At 69.7% G+C, this 22,080-nt stretch carries 23 protein-coding genes; 8 read left to right on the forward strand and 15 right to left on the reverse strand.

The features are described 5' to 3' along the window. Positions 1 to 2: 2 nt before the first annotated feature. Positions 3 to 431 carry a MarR family winged helix-turn-helix transcriptional regulator gene (locus tag QSK32_RS37075; RefSeq protein ID WP_045747882.1) on the reverse strand — a complete coding sequence of 143 codons (429 nt, stop codon included), beginning with the start codon at positions 429 to 431 and terminating at the stop codon, positions 3 to 5. 87 nt (positions 432 to 518) lie between these two features. On the opposite strand from QSK32_RS37075, the gene QSK32_RS37080 reads away from it, so the two are divergent. Further along, positions 519 to 1,319, forward strand: coding sequence for an SDR family NAD(P)-dependent oxidoreductase (locus tag QSK32_RS37080; protein ID WP_285474577.1), 801 nt, complete (start codon positions 519 to 521; stop codon positions 1,317 to 1,319). A 19-nt stretch (positions 1,320 to 1,338) separates the two neighbouring features. After that, entirely contained in the window at positions 1,339 to 2,130 is a 792-nt protein-coding gene (locus QSK32_RS37085; protein WP_285474578.1) for a class I SAM-dependent methyltransferase, read from the forward strand. Positions 2,131 to 2,182: 52 nt separating this feature from the next. On the opposite strand, the gene QSK32_RS37090 is transcribed toward QSK32_RS37085, so the two are convergent. From QSK32_RS37090 to QSK32_RS37105, 4 genes are read right to left on the reverse strand one after another with little or no spacing between them, the layout of a single operon-like run. Beyond that, entirely contained in the window at positions 2,183 to 4,150 is a 1,968-nt protein-coding gene (locus tag QSK32_RS37090; RefSeq protein WP_083449705.1) for an ATP-binding protein, read from the reverse strand. A gap of 22 nt (positions 4,151 to 4,172) precedes the next feature. Further along, a complete protein-coding gene (locus QSK32_RS37095; protein ID WP_045747885.1) occupies positions 4,173 to 4,919 on the reverse strand; it encodes an ABC transporter permease in 747 nt (248 codons plus the stop codon). After that, positions 4,916 to 5,689 carry a class I SAM-dependent methyltransferase gene (locus QSK32_RS37100; RefSeq protein WP_285474579.1) on the reverse strand — a complete coding sequence of 258 codons (774 nt, stop codon included), beginning with the start codon at positions 5,687 to 5,689 and terminating at the stop codon, positions 4,916 to 4,918. Before QSK32_RS37100 ends, QSK32_RS37095 begins: the two co-directional genes overlap by 4 nt. An 8-nt stretch (positions 5,690 to 5,697) precedes the next feature. Then, entirely contained in the window at positions 5,698 to 6,672 is a 975-nt protein-coding gene (locus QSK32_RS37105; protein WP_285474580.1) for an ABC transporter substrate-binding protein, read from the reverse strand. A gap of 174 nt (positions 6,673 to 6,846) precedes the next feature. On the opposite strand from QSK32_RS37105, the gene QSK32_RS37110 reads away from it, so the two are divergent. Continuing rightward, entirely contained in the window at positions 6,847 to 8,559 is a 1,713-nt protein-coding gene (locus QSK32_RS37110; protein ID WP_285474581.1) for a carbohydrate-binding module family 20 domain-containing protein, read from the forward strand. A 388-nt stretch (positions 8,560 to 8,947) separates the two neighbouring features. Here the strand turns inward: QSK32_RS37110 and QSK32_RS37115 are convergent. Both QSK32_RS37115 and QSK32_RS37120 read right to left on the reverse strand, forming a co-directional pair. Beyond that, positions 8,948 to 10,383 (reverse strand): IS3 family transposase gene (locus tag QSK32_RS37115; RefSeq protein WP_502872581.1). Its coding sequence is split into 2 segments (ribosomal slippage): positions 8,948 to 10,053 and positions 10,053 to 10,383, totalling 1,437 coding nucleotides; the frame shifts between segments, so codons are not numbered across the junction. 627 nt (positions 10,384 to 11,010) lie between these two features. Next, complete coding sequence (locus QSK32_RS37120; RefSeq protein WP_045748031.1) at positions 11,011 to 11,646, reverse strand: TetR/AcrR family transcriptional regulator; 636 nt, start codon at positions 11,644 to 11,646, stop codon at positions 11,011 to 11,013. A 99-nt stretch (positions 11,647 to 11,745) separates the two neighbouring features. Between QSK32_RS37120 and QSK32_RS37125 the strand changes: the two genes are divergently transcribed. Beyond that, positions 11,746 to 12,783: a hypothetical protein gene (locus QSK32_RS37125; protein ID WP_285474582.1), complete on the forward strand. Its 1,038-nt coding sequence runs from the start codon at positions 11,746 to 11,748 to the stop codon at positions 12,781 to 12,783. 28 nt (positions 12,784 to 12,811) lie between these two features. On the opposite strand, the gene QSK32_RS37130 is transcribed toward QSK32_RS37125, so the two are convergent. From QSK32_RS37130 to QSK32_RS37140, 3 genes are all read right to left on the reverse strand, one after another. Continuing rightward, positions 12,812 to 13,870, reverse strand: a complete 1,059-nt coding sequence (locus QSK32_RS37130; protein ID WP_285474583.1) for a hypothetical protein — start codon at positions 13,868 to 13,870, stop codon at positions 12,812 to 12,814. Between the two features lie 76 nt (positions 13,871 to 13,946). After that, positions 13,947 to 14,564, reverse strand: coding sequence for a maleylpyruvate isomerase family mycothiol-dependent enzyme (locus tag QSK32_RS37135; protein ID WP_285474584.1), 618 nt, complete (start codon positions 14,562 to 14,564; stop codon positions 13,947 to 13,949). Next, entirely contained in the window at positions 14,561 to 15,013 is a 453-nt protein-coding gene (locus QSK32_RS37140) for a MarR family winged helix-turn-helix transcriptional regulator (protein ID WP_285474585.1), read from the reverse strand. Before QSK32_RS37140 ends, QSK32_RS37135 begins: the two co-directional genes overlap by 4 nt. Between QSK32_RS37140 and QSK32_RS37145 the strand changes: the two genes are divergently transcribed. Then, positions 15,012 to 15,422 (forward strand): GNAT family N-acetyltransferase, encoded by a 411-nt coding sequence (locus QSK32_RS37145; protein ID WP_285474586.1) that lies wholly within the window; start codon positions 15,012 to 15,014, stop codon positions 15,420 to 15,422. The genes QSK32_RS37140 and QSK32_RS37145 overlap by 2 nt on opposite strands. On the opposite strand, the gene QSK32_RS37150 is transcribed toward QSK32_RS37145, so the two are convergent. Further along, positions 15,368 to 15,958 carry a DUF3592 domain-containing protein gene (locus QSK32_RS37150; protein ID WP_045748036.1) on the reverse strand — a complete coding sequence of 197 codons (591 nt, stop codon included), beginning with the start codon at positions 15,956 to 15,958 and terminating at the stop codon, positions 15,368 to 15,370. The genes QSK32_RS37145 and QSK32_RS37150 overlap by 55 nt on opposite strands. Positions 15,959 to 15,984: 26 nt before the next feature. On the opposite strand from QSK32_RS37150, the gene QSK32_RS37155 reads away from it, so the two are divergent. Beyond that, positions 15,985 to 16,419 carry a hypothetical protein gene (locus tag QSK32_RS37155; RefSeq protein WP_285474587.1) on the forward strand — a complete coding sequence of 145 codons (435 nt, stop codon included), beginning with the start codon at positions 15,985 to 15,987 and terminating at the stop codon, positions 16,417 to 16,419. 28 nt (positions 16,420 to 16,447) lie between these two features. Then, on the forward strand, positions 16,448 to 16,804 hold the full coding sequence (locus QSK32_RS37160) for a cupin domain-containing protein (RefSeq protein WP_285474588.1): 357 nt from the start codon (positions 16,448 to 16,450) through the stop codon (positions 16,802 to 16,804). Between the two features lie 341 nt (positions 16,805 to 17,145). Here the strand turns inward: QSK32_RS37160 and QSK32_RS37165 are convergent, their stop codons facing one another. The 3 genes from QSK32_RS37165 to QSK32_RS37175 all read right to left on the reverse strand — a co-directional run bounded on the left by QSK32_RS37165 (position 17,146) and on the right by QSK32_RS37175 (position 19,312). Then, positions 17,146 to 17,433, reverse strand: coding sequence for a hypothetical protein (locus QSK32_RS37165; protein ID WP_285474589.1), 288 nt, complete (start codon positions 17,431 to 17,433; stop codon positions 17,146 to 17,148). Positions 17,434 to 17,792: 359 nt separating this feature from the next. Then, the gene (locus tag QSK32_RS37170; protein WP_285474590.1) at positions 17,793 to 18,743 is read right to left on the reverse strand and encodes a DUF998 domain-containing protein; all 951 of its coding nucleotides are present in this window, start codon (positions 18,741 to 18,743) and stop codon (positions 17,793 to 17,795) included. 158 nt (positions 18,744 to 18,901) lie between these two features. Next, positions 18,902 to 19,312 carry a VOC family protein gene (locus QSK32_RS37175; RefSeq protein WP_285474591.1) on the reverse strand — a complete coding sequence of 137 codons (411 nt, stop codon included), beginning with the start codon at positions 19,310 to 19,312 and terminating at the stop codon, positions 18,902 to 18,904. A gap of 84 nt (positions 19,313 to 19,396) precedes the next feature. Between QSK32_RS37175 and QSK32_RS37180 the strand changes: the two genes are divergently transcribed. Then, positions 19,397 to 19,828 carry a response regulator gene (locus tag QSK32_RS37180; RefSeq protein WP_045748040.1) on the forward strand — a complete coding sequence of 144 codons (432 nt, stop codon included), beginning with the start codon at positions 19,397 to 19,399 and terminating at the stop codon, positions 19,826 to 19,828. Positions 19,829 to 20,116: 288 nt separating this feature from the next. On the opposite strand, the gene QSK32_RS37185 is transcribed toward QSK32_RS37180, so the two are convergent. Next, a complete protein-coding gene (locus tag QSK32_RS37185; RefSeq protein WP_285474592.1) occupies positions 20,117 to 21,613 on the reverse strand; it encodes a tetratricopeptide repeat protein in 1,497 nt (498 codons plus the stop codon). Positions 21,614 to 22,080: the final 467 nt, after the last annotated feature.

The raw sequence follows: 22,080 nt of genomic DNA on the forward strand, positions 1-22,080 counted from the left end.
CCCTACTGAGCGGAGTCGACCCCGCTCGCCTTGTCGAGCAGCGCCCGCAGCTGCGTGATCTCGGACGGGTCCAGATCCGCGAACGGGGTGCGGGCCAGGGCCTCACGGATGATCTCGGCGCGGACCTGACGGCCGCGTTCGGTGAGCAGGAGTACGCGCGACCGCCGGTCGGACGGGTCGACGGTCTTCTCGGCGAGTCCCCGGTCGATGAGCTGATTGGTGACGAAGGTCAGGTTCGGCGCGTTGCAGTAGAGGCGTTCGGCCATCTGCTTCATCGACGGGGGTGGACCGTCCGGGTCGACGGCCCAGAGTGCCTGGGCGGTGGCGGCGGTGAGGTGGAGGCGGGTGAAGACCTCGTCGAGGCGGTCCGCGGTGATCATCGAGAGGGTCTGCGCGGCGACGACCGTGGCCATCAGGTCGGTGGTGGACATGACTCATCCTACTTTTCCTTCGAGTCTCGAAGTATGTGCTACGGTTCCCGACCAGAAGCTTCGAGACTCGAAACAAATGGAGGAATCGTGGACGACTTCCGGGGACGGACCGCCGTGGTCACCGGCGCGAGCAAGGGCATCGGCCGGGCGTACGCCGAAGAACTGGCCCGGCGCGGAGCGGATCTGATCGTCGTGGCCCGTTCCGCGCCGGAGCTGGAGAGCCTGGCCGCCGCGATCACCGCGGAACACGGGGTACGCGTGACCCCGCTCGCCGCCGACCTGGCCTCGCCCGAGGGCCCGGAACAGCTGCTGGCGGCGTTGGCCGACGTCCAGGTCGACCTGCTCGTCAACAACGCCGGCGCGGGCACGGTCGGACCGTTCCTGAACGACCCCCTGCACCGGCACCAGCGGTCGGTCGACCTCAACATCAACGGGCTGATGGCGCTCACCTACGGGCTGGGCCGCGCGATGATCGCCCGGGGGTCCGGCGGCATCGTCAACGTGGCGTCCACCGGCGCCTTCCAGCCCCTGCCCTACCAGGCCAGTTACGGCGCGACCAAGGCGTTCGTGCTGTCCCTGACCGAGGCGCTGGCGCAGGAGTGGCGCGGCACCGGCGTGCACGTGATGGCGGCGCATCCGGGCGCCACCGACACCGGGTTCTTCGACGGCACCACGGCCCGGATGAAGGTCACCGACTCCCCCGCGGCGGTGGCGGCCAAGACCCTCGACGACTACGCGCGGCGGCGGGCGGCATCCTACCCGGGACGGTTCACGTTCCGGGCGATGACCTGGGCGCCGCGCTTCCTGCCACGGGCCACCACCGCGCGGGCCACTGGAGCGCTCAACCGGGCACTCGGACTGCACGAGGCCCGCGACGCCGTCGCCTGAACCGGGATATCGTGGCGGCGTGGAAAACGCGCCGTCGGTCCGTGCCCTGCAACAATATGCGGCGACCACCGGCAATCTCACAGCCCGGATCGCGCTGCACCGGTACGGGACCAACCCGCAGGGCTGGTATTCCTGGCTGCACGAGCGGCTACCTCTGGACGGTGACGTCCTCGAGGTCGGGGCCGGCACCGGGAAACTCTGGTCCCACGCCGGCCCGCGGGAGATCCGGCTGACCCTCACCGACTTCTCACCGGCCATGTGTGAGCAACTGCGCAGCGTTCCGGGGGCGGTCGTGCACCGGTGCGACGCGACCTCGCTGCCGTTCGCCGCGGGCAGCTACGACGGGGTGATCGCCAACCACATGCTGTACCACCTGGACGACCCGGACGCGGGCCTGCGCGAGTTCGCCCGGGTGCTGCGGCCCGGCGGGCGGGTCGCGGTGGCGGTCAACGGGCGCGGCCATCTCGCCGAGCTGACCAGCATCGGCGCCGCCGTCGGACGGCCCGACCTGCGGCTCTCGGCGTCCTGCAACGACATCACCGCGGAGACCGCGCCGGATCTGATGGGCCGGCACTTCGTGGAGATCGCGGTGGAGCGGTACCACGGGGATCTCGAGGTGCCGGCCGTCGAACCGATCCTGGAATACCTGGCCAGCCTCAGCGAGGATCCGCTCACCCCGGGACAGCAGCGCGCCGTGCGCGAGCTGGTGCAGTCGAGGATCGACACGGACGGGATGTACCGGATCCGCAAGGACACCGTTTTGATCACCGCACGCACCGATCTCAGCCCGGCGGTGGCGGCACAGGCGTGACCAGCGACGGCGGTCGCGGGTAGCCCCGGGACTCCCGGTAGGTCGTACCCCCTCATGCCTTTGATCGAAGGCCGCACGTGGCAGCGACCTTGTGCAGCAGTTCGTTGCTCGTGAAGGGTTTCTCGATGAAGGCGATGTCGGCGTCCAGGATGTGGGTGGTGCCGAGGAGCCCGTTGCTGTACCCGGACATGTAGAGGACGGGCAGATCGGGCACCTTCTCGTGGAGGGTCTCGGCGAGCCGGCGGCCGGACATCTCGGGCATGATGACGTCGGTGAGGAGCAGGTCGCAGCCGTGTTCGGCGAACATGGTCAGCGCCTGATGGCCGTTGGTGGCGGTGACCACGTGGTACCCGGCGTTGGTCAGGATCCGGGTGACGATGCGGGCCAGGGCCACCTCGTCCTCGACCACCAGGATCGTGCGGCCGTCACCGCTCGGCGGCGCGTCGGCCCGGTTGATCGCCGTGCCGGTGTCCTCGCTGGAGTCGACCAGCGGCAGATAGATCCGGAAGGTCGTGCCGACGCCCGGCTCGGAGTAGACGTTGATGCTGCCGCCGGCCTCGGTCACGATGCCGTACGCGGTGGCCAGCCCCAGCCCGGTCCCCTTGCCCCGGGGTTTCGTCGTGTAGAACGGCTCGAAGATCCGGGCGGTGACCTCCGGCGACATGCCCTCGCCGGTGTCGCTGACCACCAGGCGCGCGTAGGTGCCGGCCGGCAGCGGCGGCTGCATGTTGACCTCCTCGCCGTCCAGGACGGTGGTGTTCGCCTCCAGCACCAGGCTGCCGCCGTCCGGCATCGCGTCCCGGGCGTTGATCGCCAGGTTGAGCAGCACCTGCTGGATCTGCCCGGGGTCGGCGCAGACGGTGAGCGGCGTCGCGGACGGCACCGCGATCAGGTTGATGTGCTCGCCGATGGTGCGGTCCAGCATGGCGTGCACCTCGGTGATCGAGGCGTTGAGGTCCATGTTGCGGGGCTGGATCGCGTCGCCGCGGGTGAACGTGAGCAGCTGCCGGGTCAGGTTCGACGCCCGCTCCACCGCGGTCCGCACCTGCAACAGGTCGGCCTGCACCCCGGACCGGTCGGTGGTCTCCTCGATCGCGAACTCGGTGTAGTTCGCGATGATCGCCAGGATGTTGTTGAAGTCGTGCGCCACGCCGCCCGCGAGGTTGCCGAGGCTCTCCATGCGTTGCGCCTGGTTCGTGCGTTCCTGCAGGGTCCGCTGGCGCTCGGCGGACTCCTTGGCGGCGGTGACGTCCCGCGCGATCGCGGAGACCGCGGTGACCGTGCCGGTCTGGTCGATGATCGGCGTGACGGTGAAGGCGACGTCGACCGGGGTGCCGTCCTTGCGCAGGCGGCGGGCCTCGTACTGCACGCTGTTGCCGCTGAGCCGCATCCGGGCCAGGATGTTCGCCTGCTCTTCGGCGCCGTTGTCGTCGGCGAGGATGGTGGCCGGATGCGCGATCATCTCGGCCGCGCTGTGCCCGAACAGCCGCTCGGCGCCCCGGTTCCAGGCGGTGATGATGCCGTCCGGGGTGAGCCCGATGATCGCCTCGTCGCTGTGCTCGACGATGGTCGCCAGCTTCGCCCGGTGCGCCTCGGCCATCTCCCGGGCGGCCTTCTCCCGGGCGTCCGCGTCGGCGAGCGCGTTGCGCCGGTTCGGGTCGACGAAGATCGCGCCGCTGCCGAGCAGCACCCCGAAACGGCGCCGCAGGGTCCAGTAGTAGACGCCGACGCCCGCGGTGAAGGTGTCCCAGACCGCCGAGGCCCACGGCCAGCCCGCCTGGTCGTGCCCGGCGTGCTGGGCGCCGGTGAGCGCGCGGAACGACATGACCGCGTGCAGGCCGTGCCCGACCGCGCAGCTGAAGAAGATCAGCGCGGTGGCCGTGGCGAGTTTGTTGGAGCGCACCTGGCCGGCCCGGCGCAGCGGCACGACGATGGCGAACATGATCGCCGCATAGGCGACCATGATCACCAGGTTCGCCAGCAGGAAGATCTGGTCCGGCACGCCCCTTGGATCGGACATGCCGCTCACGATCTGAGAATCCTCAGCCGGTGATCAGTTCCGCCCACGGGACCAGCAGGCGCTCGCATGCCACCACCAGGTAGAACAGCGCGGTGCTGAGCAGCGCCAGCAGCACGATCGCGGCGAAGGCCAGCGGGGTGTCGAACGACATCCCGGACATCACGATGACCGTGCCCAGGCCCTCGCCCGGGTTGCTGATCTCGGCGACCACCGCCCCGATCACGGCCAGTGAGATCGCCACCTTCAGGCCCACGAACACCTGCGGCAAGGCCCACGGCAGGCGCAGCTTGAGATAGGTCTGCCAGGACGAGGCGGACAGCGACCGGCCCAGCTCGGCGATCTCCACCGGGGTGGAGGTGAGGCCGGCCATCGTCGCCACCAGCACCGGGAAGAAGCAGATCAGCACCACCAGCACGATCTTCGGACGGTTGCCGAAGCCGAGCCAGACCACCAGCAGCGGGGCGACCGCGACCTTCGGCACCGAGTTCAGCGCGACCAGCACCGGCAGGGTGGCGCGTTCCAGGCCCCGCCAGGCGGTCAGCAGCACGGCGAGCAGCAGCCCCGCGGCCACCGCGACGGCGAAGCCCACCACCGTGCCGGTCAGGGTGTTGCCCGCCTCCCGGAGCAGGTATCCGGGCTGGGCGAGGAACGCGGCGACGATGTCCGGCGGCGCGGGCAGGAAGAACGCGTCGATCCCGAACAGCACGGTGGCACCCCACCACAGGCCGATCGCGCCGACCGCGCCGGCCAGCGGGAGGAACCGGTTCACGGGCGGCGGCCCAGGACCGAGTAGGTGAAGTGGCCGCGCACGACCAGCCGCGGGTCGGCGGACAACGCGGCCAGCCGGGTGATCTCCGCGTCGGTGAACCCCACGCCCCGGAAGTCCATCTGTTCGAGGTTGACCGCGATGAGCCGGGCGCCCGGGGTACCGCCCGCCCACGACCGCGCCTGGATCTCGGTGTGCACGCCGGTGAGGCCGGCGGCCAGCATCGCGGCGTGTGTCCGCTTGCCCCAGGACGGATCGGCGCCGTTGCCGGGCAGCAGCCGGCGCGCGATCGCCTCCTGGTAGCGCTCGACCAGCGCGGCCGACTCCTCGTCCGGCGCGGCGAGCACCACATCGGAGTACGCCGACACCCAGTCCTCGATCAGCAGGACGCCACCGGGGGCCAGCGCCGCGGCGAGCCGGACCAGCACGGCGTCGCGTTCCGGCAGGTGGGCCAGGAGCAGACGGGCGTGCACGAGATCCCAGGGGCCCTCGGGAACCGGATCGGTCACCACGTCGTGTTCGAGCACCCGGTAGGCGGCGTCCTCCGGCAGGTGCTGCGGTTTCAGGTCGGTCGCCAGCACGTCGGCGCCCCGGCCGGCGAGCCACCCGGCGATGCTGCCACCGCCCGCGCCGACCTCCAGGCACCGTTTCCCGGTCAGGTCGCCGAGCGTCTCCAGCCGGGCGATGGTGTACGGGTCCCCCAGCGCCCCCAGGATCACGTGACGCTCCGCCGCGATCGGGTCGTCGTTGTCGAACGAGTAGGTGTCGGGCATGGTCCCCCTCATTCCGTCGGGGTGAGCGTGAAGTCGACGACCGCATCCGCCGTGAGCCCGGGATTGATCAGACCGTTGCGTTCCAGCGTGGTCAGTGCGCCGGTGACCCGCCCCTTGTCGATCACGCCGGACGGTTTCACGTACGGCGCCATCAGCGTGATCTCGCCGACGGCGGCCGTGACGTCCGCGGCGGGCTGGGCCTTCTTCATGATCTGCGCGGCCTCGTCCGGGTGTTCCAGGGTGTACCGCAGGCCCTTGAGCGCCGCGTCCCGGAAGCGTTTGGTGAGGTCGGGCTGCCCGTCGGTGACCGACGACGGCGCGATCAGACCGTTGCCGAACAGCTCGGGCAGGTATTCGCTGTAGGGTAGGACGACCGTCTTGCGGCCGCCGGCCGCCTTCTCGATGCCGCGCGCGCCGATCAGGAACGTGCTGAGCGCGTCCACCCGGCCGCTGGCCAGCAGGGCCGGGAGCTGGGCGGGCGGGGCGTTGACCCACTCGACCCTGCTCTCGTCGATGCCGGCCAGTTTCGCGTACGCCGGGAAGAGCAGCTGGTTGACCGAGCCGGTGGCGGCCCCGAGTTTCTTGCCCTCGAGATCCTTGGGCGCGGTGATGCCGGACCCTTCCAGCGCCACGATCGACACCAGGCTCTGCTGGTGGACGGCGGCGAACGCGCGGACGTCGCGGAACTCGCCCTTGCCCGCGAGGATCCACGTGCCGGTCAGGTCGAGGTTGGCGAACTGGGCCTGCCCGGCGGCGAGGACCTTGAGATTCTCGCCGGTGGCGGCGCCGAGCCGGATGGTGACGTCGATGCCGGCGTCACGGAAGTAGCCCTTCTCCTGCGCGACCCAGGCGAACGCGTCGCGCCCGACGGCGCCGAACGCGGTGAGGTAGGTGACCTTGTCGGCGGACTGGTCCTCCGGCTCGCCGCCACAACCGGCGAGCATCAGCAGGGCGGTGATCAGGACAGCGGCGCCACGTCTCATCGCGAACCCCCGAGTCGGCGACGGATATCAGCGGAATCATACACATCGATGTGATCCACACTTGACGACGCAACGACGGGTATCTACCTTTGTCGCAAAAGTTTTCAGCAAGTTTCAGGCCTGTTGCTGCAAGCTCATGCAATCGTCGTCATCCCCCTTCGTCAGGAGATCCCTGTGAAGTCCAGACGCCGCCTCTCCCTCGCCATCGCCGCCGGCCTCGCCCTCGGATCGCTCACCGTGCCGCCGGCCGCCACCGCCTCTCCCCCGGGCACCCGCGATGTCACCGCCGTCATGTTCGAATGGTCGTTCGCCTCGGTCGCCCGCGAGTGCACCAGCACCCTCGGCCCGCTCGGTTACGGATTCGTCCAGGTCAGCCCGCCACAGGAACACATCCAGGGCAGCCAGTGGTGGACGTCGTACCAGCCGGTCTCCTACAAGATCGCCGGCCGTCTCGGCGACCGGGCCGCGTTCTCCGCCATGGTCGGCACCTGCCACGCGGCGGGCGTGAAGGTCATCGCGGACACCGTGATCAACCACATGAGCGCCGGGTCGGGCACCGGGACCGGCGGCAGCTCGTACACCAAGTACAACTACCCCGGCTACTACTCCGACCAGGACTTCCACGGCTGCCGGACGGCCATCGGCGACTACACCAACCGGTCCAACGTGCAGGACTGCGAACTGGTCAACCTGTCCGACCTGAACACCGGCAGCGACTACGTGCGGACCGAGATCGCCGACTACCTCAACGACCTGACCTCGCTGGGCGTGGACGGTTTCCGCATCGACGCCGCCAAGCACATCGCCGCCGCGGACCTCGCCGCGATCAAGGCGAAACTCACGAACACGGGCGCGTACTGGAAACAGGAGGCCATCTACGGCGCCGGCGAGGCCGTCCAGCCGACCGAGTACACCGGCACCGGCGACGTCCAGGAGTTCCGCTTCGCCCGCGACCTCAAGCGGGTCTTCCTCACCGAGAACCTGGCATACCTGAGCAACTTCGGCGCGGCGTGGGGTTACCTGCCGAGCAACCAGGCCGCCGTCTTCGTGGACAACCACGACACCGAGCGCGGCGGCGACACCCTCAGCTACAAGAACGGGTCGGCATACACCCTCGCCCAGGTGTTCACCCTGGCCTGGCCCTACGGGGCGCCGGACGTCAACTCCGGCTACGAGTTCAGCGACAACGACGCCGGCCCGCCGAACGGCGGTGCGGTCTCCGCCTGCTACAGCGACGGCTGGAAATGCCAGCACAGGTGGCGCCAGATCGGCAACATGGTCGGCTTCCGCAACGCGGTGTCCGGCACCGCCGTCACCAACTGGTGGAGCAACGGCAACGACCAGATCGCCTTCGGCCGCGGCGCCAAGGGTTACGTGGCGATCAACCACGAGGGCAGCGCCCTGACCCGGACCTTCCAGACGTCCCTGCCCGCCGGCACGTACTGCGACGTGCAACACGGCGACCCGACCGCGGGCGGCGGCTGCGGCGGTCCGACGTACACGGTGAACAGTTCCGGCCAGTTCACGGCGACGGTCCCGGCCGGCGACGCGGTGGCGCTCCACGTGGGGGCGACCGGTTCGGGTTCGACGCCGGCCGGCGGTGCCACGTTCGGCGTCACGGCGACGACCACACTCGGACAGAACATCTTCGTCACCGGCAACCAGGGCGCGCTGGGCAACTGGGCGCCGGCCGGTGCAGTGGCGCTGTCGTCGGCCGCGTACCCGGTGTGGAGCGCCACGGTGGCGCTGGCCGCGGGCACCACGTTCGAATACAAGTACCTCCGGAAGAACGCCGACGGCTCGGTGACCTGGGAGTCCGGCGCCAACCGCACGGCGACCGTCCCGGCCTCGGGCCAGCTGACACTTTCGGACACTTGGCGGAGTTAGCGGACGCGTCGCAGGGTTGAGTCAACCGGTTTGGCGCCTGCCTGGCTCCCGGCAGGCGTCATTCCTCCGCTTCCATATCTTGTACGCGTTTCCACGTCCCTCAACCGCACCACACCTCCCGTGGTGGACGTTTGACGGTTCGGCCGTCCCGTCTCCTGAGGCGGCTGCTCGCCCCCGCCCCGTCAACCCCGCGCGGCTGGCTCGAGTTCGCCGCCGGGCCGGTGTCGCTGTTCGACCCACCCGGCACTCGAAGTCAGCCGCACAGCACAGTCCGGCAGCCGCAGCCAACGGCCCAGCCGCAGCCAACGACTCGACCGCAACCGACGGCTTGACCGCAGCCGACGGACCGACCGCAGCGGAACGTGTCAAGATTTTTGAGGCGGGTTGATCACGGATTCTTTGAGTGAATCTGCTGGTCAGCCTGGTTCTCTGCGGGCGGGTTGATCCATGCCGCTTCGGGCAGGGTTGCCGGTTCGGGGTGCTTGCGGACGAAGCGTTCGGGGTGGCGCTGGTAGGCGGCGGTCAGGACCTCGGCGCGGACCGCGTGGACAGTGCCGGCGTGTCCGTGGTGGACGTTGTGTGGGGTGTGCCAGGCGATCCCGGAGTGCCGATGTTCGGTGTTGTACCAGGTGAAGAAGTCGCGGCAGAACACGCGGGCCTGCTCGATGGTGTCGAAGCGGTCCGGGAAGCCGGGCCGGTATTTCAACGTTTTGAAGTGCGCTTCGCTGTACGGGTTGTCGTTGCTGGTGTGCGGCCGGGAATGGCTCTTGGTGACGCCGAGGTCGGCCAGTAGGAACGCCACCGGTTTCGAGGCCATCGAGGAGCCGTTGTCGGCGTGGATGGTCAGTTCGTCGCGCTCGACGTGCTGTTTGACGATCGTGTCGGCCAGGAGCTTCTCGGCGAGCACGCTGCTCTCGCGATCGGCAAGGAGCCAGCCGACGGCGTACCGGCTGTAGATGTCGATGATCACGTACAGGTAGAAGTACTGCCATTTCGCCGGGCCGTGCAGCTTGGTGATGTCCCACGACCACACGGTGTTCGGCGCCGTGGCGACCAGTTCCGGCTTGACCCGGGCCGGATGTGTGGCCTGTGCCCGTCGTTCGCGGACCTCGCCGTGTTCCCGCAGGATCCGGTACATCGTCGACACCGACGCGAGGTAGGCGCCCTCGTCGAGTAGCTCGTGGTAGACCGTGGCCGGTGCCTTGTCGGCGTGCTCCGGGTGGTTCAGCAGCGCCCGGACGCTGTCGCGTTCGGCCTGTGACAACGCCCGCGGCTGCGGCTTACGCTCGCGCGGCACCCGCTCGGGTTCCGGGCTCTGGCGGTGCCGCCGGTAATGGTTGGCCTGCGGCCGGCCGGCCGCCGTACACGCCTTGCGCACCGAGCCCAGCACGGCGGTCAGCTCGACGATCGCCGCGTCGATCACGGCCTCGGCTCGCTCCCGGAGTCCGGGCCGCTGCTGGTCGCGAGCTGGCCCAGCAGCGCGGAGAGTTTTCCCTGGACCTCGATCACCGTCTGCGCCTTCGCGAGATCCGCTTGCAGGCGCTCGTTCTCGCGCCGCAGCCGGGCCAGCTCCTTGTCCCGCGCATCACCCGGCGGACGCCCCGCCGGACGAGCCAGAGCCTGCCGCGCACCCTGATCCCGCTGCTGACGCCACGTCGTGATCAACGATGAGTACAGGCCCTCCCGCCGCAGCAACGCACCCTTACCCGCCTTGTCGAGCGACTCGTACTCCTCCAGGATCCGCGCCTTGTAGCCGGCCGAATAGGTACGCGACCTCGCCTTCGCCGGAACCTCCGGGTCAGGCACCTCACTGTTCGAACCCACCGGTGGTGGTCTCCTCGCTCGCCATCAACTCAACGTTTCAAGAGTAGATCTTGCCTCTCATGATCTTGGCACAGAGGGCAGTCGATCGAGCCGTCGTCGGAGGTCGGTCCGTAGGCCGATGTCGACCGTGAACGGCAGCCGAGCGACCCCGGCCGTCGCCGACGGCTGGACTTCGCCCCCTGAACAACCACAGACAACGGCTCGACCACCCCGGCCGTCACCGACGGCTGAACCACGCCCCCTGAACAACCACAGACAACGGCTCGACCACCCCAGCCGTCACCGACGGCTGAACCACGCCCCCTGAACAACCACAGACAACGGCTCAACGACCCCAGCCGTCACCGACGGCTGAACGACGCCCCCCACACGACCGTGACCGACGGCCCGACCGGCTCAGCCGTCAACCACGGTCCGAACACGAACCGCCAACAGCCCTGAACGACGGCTGGCCAACCCCGAGCCGTCGCTGAGGGTTGCCCAGCGCCACGGGAAAACCGTGGACTACGGCCGGGACTGGACGGGGCGACCATCGAGTCAGCCCGACGGCTCCGGCCGGGACTGGACGGGGCGACCATCGAGTCAGCCCGACGGCTCCGGCCGGGACTGGACGGGGCGACCATCGGGTCAGCCCGACGGCTCCGGCCGGGGTGCAGCGGCGTTCAGGGCCGGCACCAGTGCCGTGACCGCTGCCCGGACGACCTCCGGAAGCGAGCCCGCCGGGATGACAAACCCGGGAAGAGCCGCCGGGACGGTAGCCGCGCGCAACCAGTGCTCGAGGGCCACCCGGATGGCGGCCACCACACCCGCGGCCAGAACGCGAGCGGTCAGCGCCTCCACCCCGCCACAACGGTCGACGATCGCCCCGGCCAGCGGTTCTTCCAATCCTGTGACGGTGTCCAGGTAGCTGGTCCGGAGCGCCGGCGTCGTGGCGACCATCAGCAGCGCCGCCCCGGACGCCTCCGGATCGCCCGAGTAGGCCGGGACGACGGCGTCGAGCACCGCCACGCCCAGCGGAACGTCGGCGGGACGGTGCAGGACCGCCGCCACCGTCCGGGTGACCCGGTCAGCGGTGATGGCGCTGACGATCGCCTGCTCCCGGCTGGAGAAGTAGTTGTTGTAGGTGCGGGGCGACACTCCGGCCGCCTGGGCGATCTCCTCGACGCGGACGTTGCCGGGACCGTGTTCGAGGGCCAGCCGTAGTGCCGCCGTCTGCAGGGCTTCGCGGGTGGCCTGCTTCTTGTGTTCCCGCAACCCTGCCATGGTTCCATCCTGCCAGAAAATGATGCGTGCGCGAAATATTGCGCGCACGCAACTTTTGTGTACGGTAGGCGCATCAACTCACGACAGAGGGAGAGTTCGATGCGTGCCAACGGCATCGCGTACAGCACCGGGTTCGTCAGTGACGGCGTCAACTCCGTGGCGCGGTTCGACCTGACGGCCGTGCGACGGGAGCTGACCGTCATCCGGGACGACCTGCACTGCACCGCCGTCCACCTCGTCGGCGGCGACGCCCGGCGACTCGAGGACGCCGGACGGATCGCCGCCGAGCTGGGACTGGAGGTGTGGCTCTCGCCGTACCCGATCGACCTGCCCCCGGACGAGATCCACGCCCTGCTCACCGACGTCGCCGACCGGGCCGAACGGATCCGGTCCACCGGCGCCGAGGTGGTCCTGGTGGCCGGCGTCGAGCTCAGCATCATGGGGCGCGGCTTCATCGACGGTCAGCGCATCGAGGACCGGCTCGACCGGCTCTTCGGCGATCCGGCGGCACGGGGCGCCCGGATCGCCGAGGCCCGGTCCCGCCTGGACGGGTTCCTGCGGACCGCCGTCGCCGCGATCCGGGAACGTTTCCACGGGCGGGTCACCTACGCGGCGATCCCGTACGAGGACGTCGACTGGGGACTGTTCGACGTCGTGACGCTGGAGCTGATCCGCTCGGCCGAGGTAGCCGACGGGTTCCCCGCCGCGGTCCGGTCCGTGACCAGCGGCGACAAACCGGTCGCGATCACCGGGTTCGGCACGGCCACCTGGCGCGGCGCCGCCGACGTGGCACCGCGCAGCATGGACGTCCTGGAGACCGACCCGGTCACCCGCGCGCCGGTCCGGATCAACGGCGTCCACGAGCGGGACGAGGCCGGGCAGGCGGCGTACTACGGGGAGCTGCTGGACATCTTCGACCGCGAGGGCGTGGACAGCACCTTCCCCTACCTTTTCGCGCTCAGTGACTTCCCGCACCGGCCCGATGGTGATCCGCGCGACGATCTGGACCTCGCCAGTCCCGGGATCGTCAAGGTCTTCGACGATCTCACCTGGGAACCGAAGATCGCATTCGGCACCATTGCGGATTTCTACCGGACTCACACCACGGTGGATGCTGGGGACGCGTCCGCCAGGTGACGGGGTGGTGCGTTTGAGCGGGGCTTTGTCACGTACGCAGAGAAGACAGACGCCCCTTGAGGCGCGTGATCAGGTCTCGCCGCGGGTGCTGGGCGAGGGAGTCCGCGTAGCCGAGCATGCCGATGATGGTCTCGATCGCGGTGTCGAGGATCTGCCCGTCGGTGATCTCGTCCGGTGACATCGCGTCGCGCATGTCACCGGGGCGCAACTCGTTCAGGTCGCCGACGATGTGGCAGGGGTACTCCTGCAGTTCCTGGATGCGCTCCTCGGAGAGGTCGCGGACCCATTGCGCGCGGTCGGCGCCGACGCCGAAGCGCAGGTCGTTGCGGCCCTGCTTGAGCACCGGGTTGACGAGGTGACGAAGGACCCCGCGGCGGTACGGGATCCGGTGCGGGTACCGATCGCCGAGGGCCATGTTGATCCGGCGCAGCAGTTCGATCTCGGCGGCGCCGAGCGACGGGTTCGCGGCCGGCTCGCCGATCTCGCAGACGCCGTCCGCGATGCCGGCGATCCCGGCGAAACGTTCCCAGATCAGCAGGGGCGACGATCCGGGCGGCGGGACGGTGATCAGGTGACGCTGGGCGGCCGGGACGAGGTCGCCCCAGCGGCGCAGCATCCGGTTCGCGGTGTGGTTCCAGAACGCGTCGTTGCGTCCTTTCTCGAGCCCGGTGAGGAAGGCGTCGAAGCTGCCCACGCTGCGGGACCGGATGTTCTCCTGCCAGACCGAGGGGAAGGTACGCCACAGGTCGCGCCCGACCACGATGACGTGCACCTCGGCCGGCTGGAGGCTCGCGACGGCCCGGTGCGCCTGCTCCGCGGTGGCCCCACCGAGGCCCTCGTTGGTGATGACGACGTCACCGGGCCAGTCGCCGATGGTGTCGACGAGCATGTCCCACGTGTACGTCTCGCTCACATCGCGCCACGCGGCCTGTCGCAGATCGGTCATGGCCTGGTCCTGAGCGGTCCGCGAGCCCGGCATCAGAATCCCGGTCCGCAGCAGTGCCTCCCGGTTGGCCCACAGGACGTTCTGGACGAACGTGCTTCCGGTTTTCGGCGCGCCGACGTGCACGAATACGCGTCTGGGCACGCGTTGCCTCCGATGATCAAGGGGGTTCCCAGGGTGGCACACCGGTCCCGTGATCAGGGCATCCGCGGAGGAGACTTCACCGGCTGGCCGCCTGCCAGTCACCCGTGAGGTCGGCGAGCGCCGCCGCGCGCCCGGTGATCGCCATCCCGATGGCCTCGATGGGCCCGGTGACCAGGGCGCCCTCGCCCGCCTGCCAGTCCACGTCGGTCGCCACGAACCGCATGCCGGTGAGCCGCCCCGGCGCGACCAGGGCCGGCGCCGGATCGGGACCGGTCAGATAGTCGAGCAGGATCCGCCAGTGCGCGGCCGGCACGTCGGCGGGCAGGCCGAGCGGGCGGGCGATGTCGCGCAGATGCACACAGGTCTCCGCGAACGGGCCCATCGGACCGACGCGCGGCGGGTCGGACCGGTCGGCGGCGTGCTCGCGCAGCAGTCCGATCAGCTCGGCCCGCGGCCGCCGGGCGAGCCGGCGCGTGTGGTGGTCGACGGTCCGGTCGGTGTCGCCCCGGTACCGCAGCGAGGTGAGCAGAAACCGACCAAAACCCAGCACCATCGGTTGTACGAAGTGAGCAGCCATGTGGTGCGTCGTCCATCCGGGGCAGAGCGTCTCCCGGTGCCAGGCGTCGTCGTCCAGGCTCTCCAGGAAGTCGGCGATCATCAGGCGGTTGGCGGTGGTCAGGTCATGGATGGTCACGGCTGCGCCTTTCTGCGGATGTCGCGGTTCAGGGCGTTCAGGACCTTGCGCGCGGTGATCAGCTCGTCGGCGGTGCAGTCCGGGGCGAGCCGGTCGAGGTCGCGCAGTTCGGCGGCGCGGATCCGCTCGAAGGTCGCCGTGCCGGCCGGGGTGAGCGCGATCAGCACCGAGCGCCGGTGCGCCGGGTTCTCCCGGGATTCGACGCAGCCGAGCGCGAGCAGGTCGTTGACGTGCCGCTGGATCCCCTGGCGGGCGAGGTCGAGGCGGTCCGCCAGGGCGGGCACCGGGGCCGGGCCGTCGTCGAACAGGACCTCGAGGACGGCCCGCATGCCGACCGTGATGCCGGCGGCGCGCAGCATGTGCTCGACGACACGGGCGGAGTTCAACACCAGTGGGCGGACGTTCCGCAGAATGTCGGAGACGACGGCACCACGATCATCAGGGGACATGACAACAATGATGTCATATCGAGAGTTCACCGTGAAGGACTACGACGCGGCCTGCGCGGTGTGGACGGCAGCCGGACGCGAGATCGTCCCCCTCGCGGAACTGACCTACCGGCCGTCGCTGGTCCTGGTCGCGGACGATGGCGACAGTCTGGCCGGGGTCGTGATGGGTACGTTCGACGGGCGGCGCGGCATGATCCTGCGGCTCGCCGTGCACCCGGCGCGACGCCGGCAGGGCATCGCGCGCGGGCTGGTCGGCGAACTCGAGACACGGTTCCGGGCGATCGGGTGCCCGCGGGTGAACCTGCTGGTCATGCCGGACAACGACGCCGGCCTGCGGTTCTGGCAGGAGCTCGGCTATCTGCCGGCACCGGACGTGCTGTGCACCAAGCCGCTGAGCCCTTCCCAGTAACCGCTCTCGTCCCCGAACCCGCTCTCGCCCCCGAACCCGCTCTCGTCGCCGAATCCGGTCAGGTCCAGCCCCGGGATGATGCTCGACCCGAGGAGCAGCGGACCGAAGAAGCACAGGACGAACGCCGCGAAACCCAGAAAGAGCAGCCCGAAGACGACAGTCGTGGCGACCCGGCCACCGGTCGGCGTCGCCCGCAGGGCCGCCTCGGGGCGGGCCGGGTCGTAGACGATCTCGAACACGGTGCCGGCAACGTGCGACACGTTGCCCTCCATGTCGTCGAGAACGGTGCGCACCTCCGCCCCCGACGGCGTCACGAACTGCACCACCGGCGCGAACGTCAGCCGCCCCTCCGACCACGAACGCTGCCGGTTGTCCACCACGACAGCCTTCGCCCGCTGACCACTCGCGGCCAACCGGCGGGCGCGGGACACCCGCAGCACCACCGCGGCGAGCATCGCCACCCCGACACCCGCGGGCACCAGCACCATGAATCCGATCGCCGCCATCGCGAACCATCGGCCCCCGTCTTCGAACATGGCCGCACTGTAGTTCGATGAGGCCAATGAGCAGCATCATCGAAATGGCGGGGTGGGCCCGCGAACGGGCCGGGCGGACCGTCGTCGCGGTGACCGCCTCCCACCACTGGTTCGAGGGTCGGCGCAACGACTCCGGCCCGGTGCACATCTGGCTGCACTTCGACGACGGCCGGGTGACCGCGCTGCACGGCATGGGTGATCACCTGTGGGCCTTTCCGGAGGACGTGGGCGTTCCGGTGGACCTGGGCGAACACGGCGAGATCCGGGTGGCAGCGGCGGAACCCCCGGATCCGCTGGCCCGGCTGGTCGGCGCCCGGTTGCGCGAGGTCCGGGCGGTTCCGGACCGGTTCGATCCGGACCGCTGCACGGGGATTCACCTGGCCTGGGCGGGCGGCACCCTCTACCTGGGCTCCGAGGCCGACGAGTGGATCGTTCAACCCCTGTCACCGGTGTACGAGTGAAAGCCCCACCCACCTACCGTGAACCACCATGGAGATGATCGATTTCGGTAACGGTCACGTAGTCGCAGCCCACGAAAGCCACGGCGTGACGGCGCATCCGCTGGCCCGCTCCACGTCAGCATCGGTGACCGTGCTCCACGTGGAGGAAGGCGGCGAGATCGGACGGCACCCAGCACCGGTGGACCAGCTGATGGTGGTGACAGCAGGCCGCGGCAGAGTCCAGTCCGGCAGCGACGACGGCGACGGCGTATGGCAGGAGGTCACCGCCGGTCAGGCCGTTCTGTGGCATGCGGGCGAGCACCACGTCACCCGCGCCGTCGAGCCGCTGACCGCAGTCGTCATCGAAGTCACCTCACCCCTGGCCCCCGCGCCCAGCCCTAGATGATTGAGTCTTAGATCTTTACTGATCAATGGCCGTATGCGATGAGTGATCATGGGCCGGGCGCGCCGATGTCGGTGTCGTGCCAGATCACGGCCGCCAGGGCGAGAAGGCGCTGACCGCCCGCGGGCCAACAGGCGCTGACCGACGCGGGCAAACAGGCGCTGACCGACGCGGGCGAACTGCGCTGACTGACGCGGGCGAACTGCGCTGACCGATACGGGCGAACAGGCGCTGACCGATGCGGGCGAAGAGGCCGTCGTGGCGGCAGGCGCCGTGACGTTCCAGGAAAAGTTGCCTTTTCGACCATCTAGACCCGTTTCGTCATCAGGGTCCGCATGGTGACTTCAGCCGCCCATCCCGCCCGTAATCACCACACCGCCACGGGCGTGGTGACTTCGGGCGTCCAGCACGCCCGTAATCACCACACCCTCAGGCGTGTGGTGATTTTGGGCGTCCAGCGCGCCCGTATTCACCACACCGTCAGGGGTGTGGTGACTTGGGGCGTCCAGCGCGCCCGTAATCACCACACCGTCAGGGGTGTGGTGACTTGGGGCGTCCAGCGCGCCCGTAATCACCACGCAGACCTTGACCGCGATTAGGTGTCTAGTGTCCTGCGCCGGAAACTCGGTCACAAAATCTGGCTATTGATTCGAGGAACTCCTCGGCGGTCTTGGTCCAGATGAACGGGCGCGGGTTGGCGTTCCAGTCGGTGACCCAGTCGCGGATGTCGGCTTCCAGGGCTTGCACGCTCTTGTGGACCCCGCGTCGGATCTTCTGGTCGATGAGGAAGCCGAACCAGCGTTCGACCTGGTTGATCCAGGACGAGCCGGTAGGGGTTCCGGCCGGCTGGCCAACTGGCCGACCGGCTGGCTGGCTCGCCGACCGACCGACGACCGACCAACCGACCGGCTGACTGGCTGGCTGGCCGACCGGCTGGCCGACCGGCTGGCCGACCGGCTGACTGGCTGGCCGGCACCACGGTCTCGCGTGGTCAGGCCTGGACCGACTCAGCGAGAGCCGACTCCTCCGGCACCGCCGAGCGGGTGGCCCGAACCGCCCACCAGGCCAACAAGAGAACGGTGGCCACCTCGACCAGACCCAGCAGCCGTTCAACGCCGCCCAGCGGAATGGCCCGCCACCACCGCACACCGGTCCACGGCTCGGCGACCACCGCCCACAGAATCGGAGCGAAGCAGAGCAGCGAAGCGACCCCGCCGAACGCGACCACCCGCGCCGGAAGCCCCACGTGCAGCCCCGAAAAACGATCGGCCCGATCGGCGTCCACCTCTGAAGACCGACCGGCACTCAACGCGGCGACCTGGTCGGCATCCAGTTCCCCCTGACGGCCGGCCTCCGATCCCGCGGCACGATCCGACCGCGATCCGGCAGGACGATCCGACCGCAACTCAGCAGCACGATCCGACCACGACCCGGCAGCGCGATCCGACCGCAACCCCGCCGCACGATCCGACCACGACCCGGCAGCACGATCCGACCGCAATCCCGCAGGACGGTCGGCGTGCAGCCAGGGCCAAGCGGCCAGCAGCGCCCCGGCGGGCAGGCTGAGGAATGCGATCACGCTGGCCACCCGATGGATGTCGCCGCTGCTGGACGGTCCGGCCGCCCAGTTGTGCTTCTCGAACCAGACCACCCCGACCAGCCCAAGAATCCAGAGCACCAGCGCCACCACAGCCGGCAGGGTGACTACGCCCGCGCGAAGCAGAGCCACCAGCACAGCCGACGACCCGGCCGCCAGCAGCAGGGTTGCCGCGTCGAACGCCCACCCGTTGGAGAGCAACGCGTACTGGCTGATCGTCCGCCGGGCCCAGTCAAGCTCGGCGGACGGCTGCACCACGTGCAACATGGCGTACAGACCCAACGAGGCCACCACGCAGGCGACACCGATGCCGGCGAGGAGCGAGACGAGTCGGGAGTGGTTCATCGAAGCAACGGTGCCACCGATCGCTGTGAATCAAGCCCTCCCACGGTCGAAGGACAACCCTCGAAACCCCGCGGACAACCCTCGAAGCCCCGCGGACGACGCTCAAGCCCCGACGGCCGACCGCAACGCAAGCCGATCAGCAGCACCCGGCCCATCAATCAGACCGAGCCCGGACTCCCGTCGTCGGCGACCGGGCGGAGAGCCAGCCACGCCCCCGCATTCCGCAGCAGTCGTTTGCCGCCGACCGCCGGGCTTCCCGCGGACCCCAGCAGTCGTCTGCTGCCGACCGCCGGACTCCCCGCGGACCGCAGCGGTCGCTCGCGGCTGGTCGCCGGGCGCACCGGTTTCCAGCCCAGGGCCTCGTAGTACCGCTGAGACGCGTCGACGTCGGCCACCCCGAGCGTCACGAGGCTCACGACCGCGGCGGACGTCGTGCACTCATCCCCGGCGGACGTCGTGAAGTCCTCCGCGGCAGACGTCGTGCACTCCTCCGCGGCGGACGTCGTGAATCTCTCCGCGGCAGACGTCGTGCGCCGCTCCGCGGCGACCGTCGTGAACTCCGCTCGCATGCTCTCCGCAACCAGGCCCGCGAGCGACGAAACTGACCTACGCTCCGAAATGACGACCGGTCCCGGGACGGCCAGGGGGCGACCATGTTTCACGATCGGCTGGGTGCCAACGGCGCGCATCTCTCCGGACGGCGCCCCGTGGTGCTGCTCGTCGAGAAGGACCCGGAGATGCGGCGTCTGACCGCGCAGGTGCTCGAGGCGCACGGCATCGACGTGCTGGCCGCGGACAATCCCGCGGCGGCCACGATGGCCGAGATGCTGCACCACGGGCCGATCGACGTGCTGCTCACCGACCTGGACATGCCCGGCGTGTCCGGCGGCGAACTCGCCTCGTCCTTCACCGCGCACCGCCCGGAGATGCGTGTCGCCTACATCTCCGAGATGCCGCGGGAGATCGCGCTGCGCCGGCACCACCTGGCGCCGGACTGCCCGTTCTTGGCCAAGCCGTGGACCCCGGCCCTGCTGATCAGCACGCTCCGCGGGGTCTTCCCCGCCGAGTCGCACATCCTCGCCTGACCGCAGCCGCATCGCCGACACCACACCGTTCATGCCGGGAATCCTGACACCCGGGTCTGACATTTTTCGGACGCGCGCCTTCCGAGAGGCACGTTTCCGGTACAAGACTTCCGCAAGCCATCTTCCCGGCATTTCCCACGAACGCCACCCGCAGGCGCGAGCCCTCCGAACATGCGACTCCCCCACGCGAGCTGTTCCCGAGAGGGCTCCCACACGTGCGACCCGCGACGTGGCGCAGTCCAGCGTGACCCTCAGGCGCGTGCGGGTACCCCACAGCCGGGCCGCCTCTCACGCGTGCGCGGCCTGCCGGACGGTCGCCAGGTTGTCGCGCAGGTTCTCGTCGTCGGGCGCCAACTCCAGAGCGTCGGTCAGGCAGGCCACCGCGTCGTCGGTGCGCCCCACGTTGACCAGCGCCTCCGCGAGCACGCAGCTGAGATCGGCGTGGACCGGCCCGCCGTCGAGCAGGGCGATCACCTCGGTCCAGTCCTGGGATTCGGAGAGCGCGTACGCGTACGCATAAACACGCTCGGGATCGTCGGGCGCGATCCGCCACGCCTGCCGGTGCAGCGCGATGGCCGCGTCTCTCTCCCCCTGTTGCTCGGCGATCTGCGCGCGCAACGCGTGCGCCTCCGGGATGTACGGGTCGAGATCGCGCGCCCGGTCCAGTTCGTCGACGGCCTGCGCCCATTCGCCGAGGACCATGTGACTGAGCGCGAGTTCCATGTGATATTCGGGCATGTCCGGGTCGACGTCGAGCAGTTTGCGGTATTCCCGGGTCGCCGCGGCGTGCTCGCCGATGCGGCGTTTGATGTGCGCCCGGTGATACATCAGGGCCGCCCGGTGCAGGTGGTTCTTCTCCGTCGTGGGCGTCATCGCCTCCAGCGCTTCGTCGAGGAAGGCGAGTGCTTCGTCCACTTTCCCGGCGCGGACCTGCAGTACGGCGTACCCGTTGCGATTGAAGATCCGGTCGAGTGTGACGTCGTCGGTCCCCGCTCGGTCGAGGTCCGTCAGCGCCTGGTCGAGCAGCGCGGCGGCCCGGGTGTCGTCGTGGAGGTGTGGCGCGTGGTGCCGGGCGTAGAGCATGGCCTGACCGAAACGGGCCCGGGCGGCGTCGAGCGGCGTCCCGGTCCGCGCCCATGACTGGTAGTGACGTTCGGCGGTTTCCGGGTGGCCGAGCATGACGTGCCCGACGGCGAGGACCTGGTGCAGGGCGGGCCGATCGTGGTCGTGGGCGAGCGGGCGCAGCAGTGCCGTCGCCGTCCAGGCGTCCCCGGCGTGCAGGTGCAGCTGGGCGCGTTCGATCAGCCAGTCGGCGTCCGCCGCGGCGACGTGTTCCTGGGCGTGCAGGGCCAGGGTGCGGCGCTCGTCGGCGTCGAGTGTCCGGCGCCGCCCCTCGGGCCGGCCGGGTTCGAGACTCACCGTGATGTGGTCGCACATGACGCCGAGCCGGTGCAGCAGACGCCGGGTGCCGGCGTCGAGCCGTTGCGCGCCGGTGACCCGGATCGTGGCCGGGCCGGTCAGCCGCCGCCCGATCAGGTCGGCGCATTCGGCGAACGACCGGTCGATCCGTTCGACGAGCTGGTAGCGGACCTGACTCTCCAGGCCGGTCGCGTCGGCGAGGCTGACCGCCGCCTGCCCGCTGCGCCCGAACCGGTGCTGCACGGTCGCGGCGACCCGGGCGGGTACCGCGTCGCCGTCGACGCCGAGCAGTTCGAGCAGGTGCCGGGCTGGTCCGAGGGCGATCGGGCCGGATTCGGCACGGAGGACGACCAGGTCGTCGGTCAAGGCCTACTCCTAGGTATACCGAGGGGAGCACGTCGGCACGTGCTCCCCTCGATGTGATCAATGGGCCTAAAGGGTTATGCCGCCGTACATCACGGCAAATCTGACCCTGATCTGCTTCGGCTTGCGCTTCTTCAGCTTCATGCCAAGGCCCCCCTGGAATACTCAATCCAGTAATCATCTGATTACTTGGGGTTATTAGCGTAGCATTCCCGCAGGTCAGAGACGGGCACCACCACAAGGTCACGCGTCCGCCCGGCGGAATCGCCGGCGAACACCTCCGCCCCGGGACCGCCGCATCAGATCATCGGCACCGGCGACCGGCAGCATCGCGATCATCAGCCGCCGCAGCACCGAACCAGGCGCTGGCCAGCCGGGAACTCACCAGCATCCGCGGTGACCGGTGCGACCCCTCGCCGGGCTGGACATGCCGGGTTCCGACAGTCGAGCCGACGCGTCAGGCCACGACA

The sequence above is a fragment of the Actinoplanes sp. NBRC 101535 genome, from assembly GCF_030269225.1.
GTDB lineage: Bacteria > Actinomycetota > Actinomycetes > Mycobacteriales > Micromonosporaceae > Actinoplanes > Actinoplanes rectilineatus.

Coding starts and splice junctions, on each gene's coding strand:
- QSK32_RS37105 (WP_285474580.1), bottom strand. CDS start 6,672: ATGAGACGTGGCGCCGCTGTCCTGATCACCGCCCTGCTGATGCTCGCC.
- QSK32_RS37125 (WP_285474582.1), top strand. CDS start 11,746: ATGCGTGCCAACGGCATCGCGTACAGCACCGGGTTCGTCAGTGACGGC.
- QSK32_RS37150 (WP_045748036.1), bottom strand. CDS start 15,958: ATGTTCGAAGACGGGGGCCGATGGTTCGCGATGGCGGCGATCGGATTC.
- QSK32_RS37090 (WP_083449705.1), bottom strand. CDS start 4,150: ATGTCCGATCCAAGGGGCGTGCCGGACCAGATCTTCCTGCTGGCGAAC.
- QSK32_RS37075 (WP_045747882.1), bottom strand. CDS start 431: ATGTCCACCACCGACCTGATGGCCACGGTCGTCGCCGCGCAGACCCTC.
- QSK32_RS37120 (WP_045748031.1), bottom strand. CDS start 11,646: ATGGCAGGGTTGCGGGAACACAAGAAGCAGGCCACCCGCGAAGCCCTG.
- QSK32_RS37155 (WP_285474587.1), top strand. CDS start 15,985: ATGAGCAGCATCATCGAAATGGCGGGGTGGGCCCGCGAACGGGCCGGG.
- QSK32_RS37170 (WP_285474590.1), bottom strand. CDS start 18,743: ATGAACCACTCCCGACTCGTCTCGCTCCTCGCCGGCATCGGTGTCGCC.
- QSK32_RS37140 (WP_285474585.1), bottom strand. CDS start 15,013: ATGTCCCCTGATGATCGTGGTGCCGTCGTCTCCGACATTCTGCGGAAC.
- QSK32_RS37175 (WP_285474591.1), bottom strand. CDS start 19,312: ATGCGAGCGGAGTTCACGACGGTCGCCGCGGAGCGGCGCACGACGTCT.
- QSK32_RS37180 (WP_045748040.1), top strand. CDS start 19,397: ATGTTTCACGATCGGCTGGGTGCCAACGGCGCGCATCTCTCCGGACGG.
- QSK32_RS37145 (WP_285474586.1), top strand. CDS start 15,012: ATGACAACAATGATGTCATATCGAGAGTTCACCGTGAAGGACTACGAC.
- QSK32_RS37160 (WP_285474588.1), top strand. CDS start 16,448: ATGGAGATGATCGATTTCGGTAACGGTCACGTAGTCGCAGCCCACGAA.
- QSK32_RS37100 (WP_285474579.1), bottom strand. CDS start 5,689: ATGCCCGACACCTACTCGTTCGACAACGACGACCCGATCGCGGCGGAG.